Raw genomic sequence first — 5,748 nt, forward strand, 5'->3', positions numbered from 1 at the left:
CTCAAAGAAGGTGCCACCCCGCTCATAAGTGTGAGAAAACCGCTCAAAGGTAGGATGAACCCGCTCAAAGGAAGAAATCCATCTCAAAGTCAACCTCCAATCGGTGGGATAATCCACTTATTGGTAATATCAATCCCCTAATATCAATTCATGTTCAGGGTAGCTGATAATTTGCGAGAAAACTATAAAATGCGTATAAAACAGCGGAAAATGTAGTTTTTTAGCGTTTTTTGCTAAACAAAAAGTTAAGGTCATTCTATGATTCGTTAACATATTGTCTAGTTTCATAGAGAAGGGACAATGTTAAAATAACATAAATTCAGAATATTCCCTAAAATAGGAGGTCCTTTGCATGACAGTAACTAGTTTAAAGACAACGACATCGTATGTGCGCGATCGTGAGGCAGTTATAGCTTTAACACAGAAGCTCGTACGAATTGAAAGCGTTTACCGTGAGAATGATCCGAACGGTAATGAACAAGAGGTTGCGAATTTTGTTGCGGCATATTTACGAGATATTGGTATTGAAACGCATATCGAGGAGGTTGTGCCTGGGCGACCAAATGTTATTGGGATTATTGATTCGGGGAAGCCGGGGAAAACATTGCTTTTTGAGGGGCATACAGATGTAGTTACGGAAGGTAATCGAGAAGCATGGGCCTATGATCCATTCGGGGCAGAGATTGTGGATGGGCGCATGTATGGTAGAGGGACGAATGATACAAAGGGAAATCTTGCTTGTATGATTACAGCTTGTCAGTCATTGTTACTGGATCAGGAGGAGTTTACGGGCAAGATTATTTTATGTATTCCTTGTGATGAAGAAGGGTTGATGCTGGGCATTAAACATTTTATTAAAAATGGCTGGGCTGATGGTGTGGATGGAGCGATTATCTGTGAGCCCCAGGAAAATAATGTCTGTATTGCACAGCGTGGGGCTATTCGTTTACAGGTAGATATTTTCGGTAAAATGGCGCATGGAGCGATTTCGTGGAGCGGCATAAATCCAAACTGGCGGATGGCACGTTTGATCGTAGAGCTTGAAAAACTGGAAAAAGAGGAGCAAGCGAGGTTAGGACGTGATCCAATGTTGAATTGGCCGTCGATTACGCCAACGATTTTACGTGCGCCTGTAAAGGGGGATGCACAGATCAATGTTATTCCGGATCATTGTATGACGACACTTGATATTCGTACGGTTCCAGCGCAAGACCATAATGAACTGCTTGGCAAAATTGAAGCGATCATTAAACGTTTACAAGCGGATGATCCTGATTTTAAAGTCGAGCTAACGGTCCTTGATAATCGACCAGCAACGGCAACAGCAAAGGAAGATCCTGTTGTACAGGCTATTTATGAGGCAGTGGCAGAGGTGACAGAGAAGGAGCCAAAATACAATGGTGTTCCTGGAGCAACAGATGGTACGTTTCTTCATGTGCATGGAATTCCGATTGTGACAGTTGGCGCAGGAGATCGTGAAATTCCACATCAAATCAATGAATATGTAGATATTGAAGAATTGGCAGAAACAACTGCTATTTATCGTTTAGCAGCATTAAAATTTTTGGCTGGTGATGCACAATGACAGTGATCAAAATAGCGGTAATACCTGGAGATGGCATAGGGAAAGAAGTAATGCAGGAAGCGTTAAAAGTGTTAAATTGCTTGCAAGAACAAGATAGCTCCTTACAAATTGAAACAACGATCTTTCCTTGGAGCTCTGATTACTACGTGCAGCATGGCTGTATGATGCCTGATCATGCACTTGAAACACTTCAAGCGTATGATGCGATTTTATTTGGTGCAATTGGCGATGCCCGTGTGCCTGATGATGTAACGGTGTGGGAATTGATTATGCCGATTCGGAAACAGTTCCAGCAATATGTGAATTTCCGTCCTATTAAATCACTGCCTGGGATTACGTCCCCTTTGGCTCGTGGCAATGACATAGATTTTGTCATCTTCCGTGAAAATGCAGAGGGCGAGTATTCAGATAGTGGTGGGCGATTGTATCAACAGCAGCCACAGGAAATGACCATTCAAAATACGATTATGACGCGCATTGGCATCGAAAAAATTGTCCAAGCTGCTTGTGATTATGCGAAGCAACACGGGAAAACCAAACTAACAAGTGCCACAAAATCGAATGCGATTATTCATTCCATGAAATTTTGGGATGAGCATACAAGAAAAACGGTGGCAGAAAGCGCTCCAGCACTACAGCTCGAATCCATTTACATTGATGCATTAGTTGCTTATTTTGTCGAACGACCACAGGACTTTGAGGTGGTTGTAGCATCCAATTTATTCGGTGATATTTTATCTGATTTAGGCTCTGCGATTGTTGGAGGTCTTGGTTTATCTCCGTCGGCCAATCTGAATCCCGAGAAGGATTTTCCTTCCATGTTTGAGCCTGTACATGGTTCGGCACCTGATATTGCTGGAAAGGGCATTGCTAATCCAATCGCTCAAATTTGGTCGCTTGCCTTACTTCTTGGGCATCAAGGGAGAACGGATTTAGAGCAGCTTATAGTCAATGCTATTACAACGGTACTACAACAGGGTCTTGTGAAAACAGCAGATATTGGTGGACAAGCGACAACTGAACAAATGGGCGACGCTATTTGTCAGGAAATCATAAATAGGACGATAACAGCTGGAGGTGTTTAGGATGACAGTTGAGCAACAGGTCATTGTTGTAACAGGCGCAGGTGGCGGTATGGGAAAAGCCATTATTGAAGAACAGCTAAAGCAAGGCAATATTGTGGTAGCGCTCGATTTATCAGTAGAGCCTCTAAAAGAAATTGCACATGATTCTTTGCAATGCTTTGAAGTCAATGTTTTACATGAGGAGGGTGTCCATGCCATCTGCCAGCAGGTTTTTGATAACTATGGTAGGATTGATGGCCTTGTCAATGCGCTTGGGGTTGCACAATCAGCCACACCAATTGAACAGGTAACGATGGATGAGTGGAATCGTTTAATGGATGTCAACGTGAAAAGCTTATTTATCACGACAAAAGCTATTGTCCCTTTTATGAAACAGCAGCAAAAGGGTTCCATTATTACGATTGCCTCTATTTCTGCAGTACGTCCGAGACCGGGCCTCCAGGCTTATATTGCGTCAAAGGGCGCAGCGGAAAGCTTTACGAGAGGCCTTGCTATTGAACTAGCATCAAGTCAAATTCGTGTTAATACGATTCATCCAGGACCAGCTGACACACAAATGCTTGGTCAATTTGCTGCACAGGGAGCAGATATAGAGCAAACAAAGCAAAGTGTATTTGTACAATCTGTCCCACTAGGTCGATTAGTGAAGCCTTCTGATATTGCAGGAGCTGTTAGTTATTTACTATCAGATGCAGCAAGCATGGTTACAGGGACGACATTACATGTAGATGGTGGTCGTGGATTATAGGAGGGGTACAATGAAAAAAATTCCTATGTTAATCAATGGGGAGTGGGTTCATGGTGCGGCATTAGTGGATGTTCGAAATCCATCAACTGGAGAAGTGATTGCGCAAATTAGCAATGCTAGTAAAGCGCAGGTTGATGAAGCAGTACGTGCAGCCCGTGTAGCATTTGAAAGTGACGATTGGCGTCAATGGAAGGCGTATGAACGAGGGCAGTTATTGATTGAACTTGCCCATTATATTCGCATGCATGCAGAGGAATGGAGTTTACTAGAATGTCGCGATGTAGGAAAACCTTTATCACAGGCAAGAGCAGATATTGAAGCCGCCGCTCGCTATTTTGAATTTTACGGCGGGGCTGCAGATAAAGTGATGGGGGATACCATTCCGATTGAGGATGGACTATTAAATGCGGTAGTGCTAGAGCCAGTCGGCATTACGGTACATATTGTGCCATGGAATTATCCGATTCAAATTACAGCGAGAAGTGTTGCAGCGGCTATTGCTACAGGCAATGCCGTTATAGTGAAGAGTGCCGAGGATACACCGCTTACAACGCATGCGATCGCTGAATGGTTGGCCGATAAATTGCCTAAGGGGATTTTTCAGCATATTACCGGTCTGGGACGAGATGTTGGTCCGTATTTAACATCACATCCTGATATTAACCATATTACGTTTACGGGCTCAGTTCCTACTGGTATCGCAGTGATGAAGGCTGCTGCGGAAAATATTATTCCTGTGACATTAGAGCTTGGAGGGAAATCGCCTAATATTGTTTTTGCCGATGCGAATATAGAGCAAGCACTGGAAGGTGTTATGCGTGCCATTATTCAAAATGCAGGTCAAACTTGTTCTGCAGGGGCCCGTTTAATCATTGAAGAAACGGTCAAAGATTCATTCGTTTCGCAATTAGTGGAAAAATTCCAAGCGCTACAAGTAGGACCTGGTGAGGCAGATTTGGATATGGGCCCACTATTAAATGAACGGCAATTTACGAAAATTACTGGATTACTACAGCAAGCAAAGGCAGATGGCTATGTCATCACGGGTGGGGAGCCATTACTAATAGAAGGCTATGACAAAGGGTACTATATACAGCCAACTATACTGGATGGTGTCGATTCAAAAGATCCATTAGCACAGGAAGAAATTTTTGGTCCCGTGTTGACGGTTTTGACATTTTCAAGTGTGGAGGAAGCCATTGCCTTAGCCAATAGCACCGACTATGGCCTAGTGGCTGGCGTTTGGTCACAAAATATTGATACTGCTCATTTTGTGGCAAGCCGCGTGCAGGCTGGACAAGTATTTATCAATAATTACGGGGCAGCCGGTGGGATTCAAATGCCATTTGGAGGCTATAAAAAAAGTGGGATTGGTCGAGAAAAGGGCTTTGTTGCACTGCGAAACTATAGGCAAATGAAAAATATCGCTATACGCTATGCACCACCTAATCAACGCTGAGATGGAGGGACGCATATGGAACAGCCAAAAGAAAAAGAAGTCCTTTTAGAGGTCAAGCAATTATCGATTAAATTCCATTTGAAAAATGGTAAAGAGGCGAAAGTTGTTGAAGATGTAAACTTTACTATTCATAAAGGCGAAACGGTTGCACTTGTAGGCGAATCAGGAAGTGGCAAAAGTATTACATCGTTAGCGATAATGCGTTTACTTCCTATACCGCCAGGTGAAATTACAGCAGGTTCCATCGCCTTAAACGGGAGGAATCTACTAGATTATAAAAATAAAGAAATGAGCCGTATTCGTGGCAATGAAATTAGTATGATTTTCCAAGAGCCAATGACCTCTTTAGATCCTGTCTTTACCATTGGAAATCAAATGATAGAAGGCATTCGCAGGCATCAAAAGGTATCCAAAAAAGAAGCGTGGAATCAAGCGTTACATTTATTAAAGGAAGTTGGGATTGCGAATGCAGAAAAGGTGATTGCAGAATACCCCCACCAATTATCAGGGGGGATGCGGCAACGTGTGATGATTGCCATCGCCATGTCCAATCATCCGCAGCTCTTGATTGCGGATGAGCCAACCACTGCACTGGATGTTACAGTGCAGGCACAAATTTTAAAGCTGATGATGAAAATGAAGGAAGAGCATCAATCAGCAATTTTATTTATTACCCATGATATGAGTGTTGTGGCTGAAACGGCTGACCGTGTCATGGTGATGTATGCAGGGCAAATTGTCGAGGAAGCCCCTGTGAGAGAGCTATTTTTAAATCCGCAGCATCCTTATACAACAGCTCTCTTAAAAACGATGCCTAGTCTTGAAACAGATGTGAAAAGGCTACCTTCGATTCCAGGTAGCGTGCCACCTG

5 protein-coding genes are annotated in these 5,748 nt (G+C 43.2%); all 5 read left to right on the forward strand.

Annotated elements, in window-relative coordinates; genetic code table 11:
* Positions 1–352: 352 nt before the first annotated feature.
* Positions 353–1,585 (forward strand): M20 family metallopeptidase, encoded by a 1,233-nt coding sequence (locus tag RT445_RS18545; protein ID WP_274796576.1) that lies wholly within the window; start codon positions 353–355, stop codon positions 1,583–1,585.
* Positions 1,582–2,670, forward strand: a complete 1,089-nt coding sequence (locus RT445_RS18550; RefSeq protein WP_313471237.1) for a tartrate dehydrogenase — start codon at positions 1,582–1,584, stop codon at positions 2,668–2,670. Before RT445_RS18545 ends, RT445_RS18550 begins: the two co-directional genes overlap by 4 nt.
* A gap of 1 nt (position 2,671) precedes the next feature.
* Complete coding sequence (locus RT445_RS18555) at positions 2,672–3,418, forward strand: SDR family NAD(P)-dependent oxidoreductase (RefSeq protein ID WP_313471239.1); 747 nt, start codon at positions 2,672–2,674, stop codon at positions 3,416–3,418.
* 10 nt (positions 3,419–3,428) lie between these two features.
* Complete coding sequence (locus RT445_RS18560; protein ID WP_313471241.1) at positions 3,429–4,877, forward strand: aldehyde dehydrogenase family protein; 1,449 nt, start codon at positions 3,429–3,431, stop codon at positions 4,875–4,877.
* Positions 4,878–4,892: 15 nt separating this feature from the next.
* Positions 4,893–5,748 (forward strand): ABC transporter ATP-binding protein (locus RT445_RS18565; protein ID WP_396631813.1); only part of this gene is annotated, 856 nt, incomplete at its 3' end.

The sequence above is a fragment of the Lysinibacillus sp. genome, from assembly GCF_032093475.1.
GTDB classification, from domain to species: Bacteria; Bacillota; Bacilli; order Bacillales_A; family Planococcaceae; genus Lysinibacillus; species Lysinibacillus irui.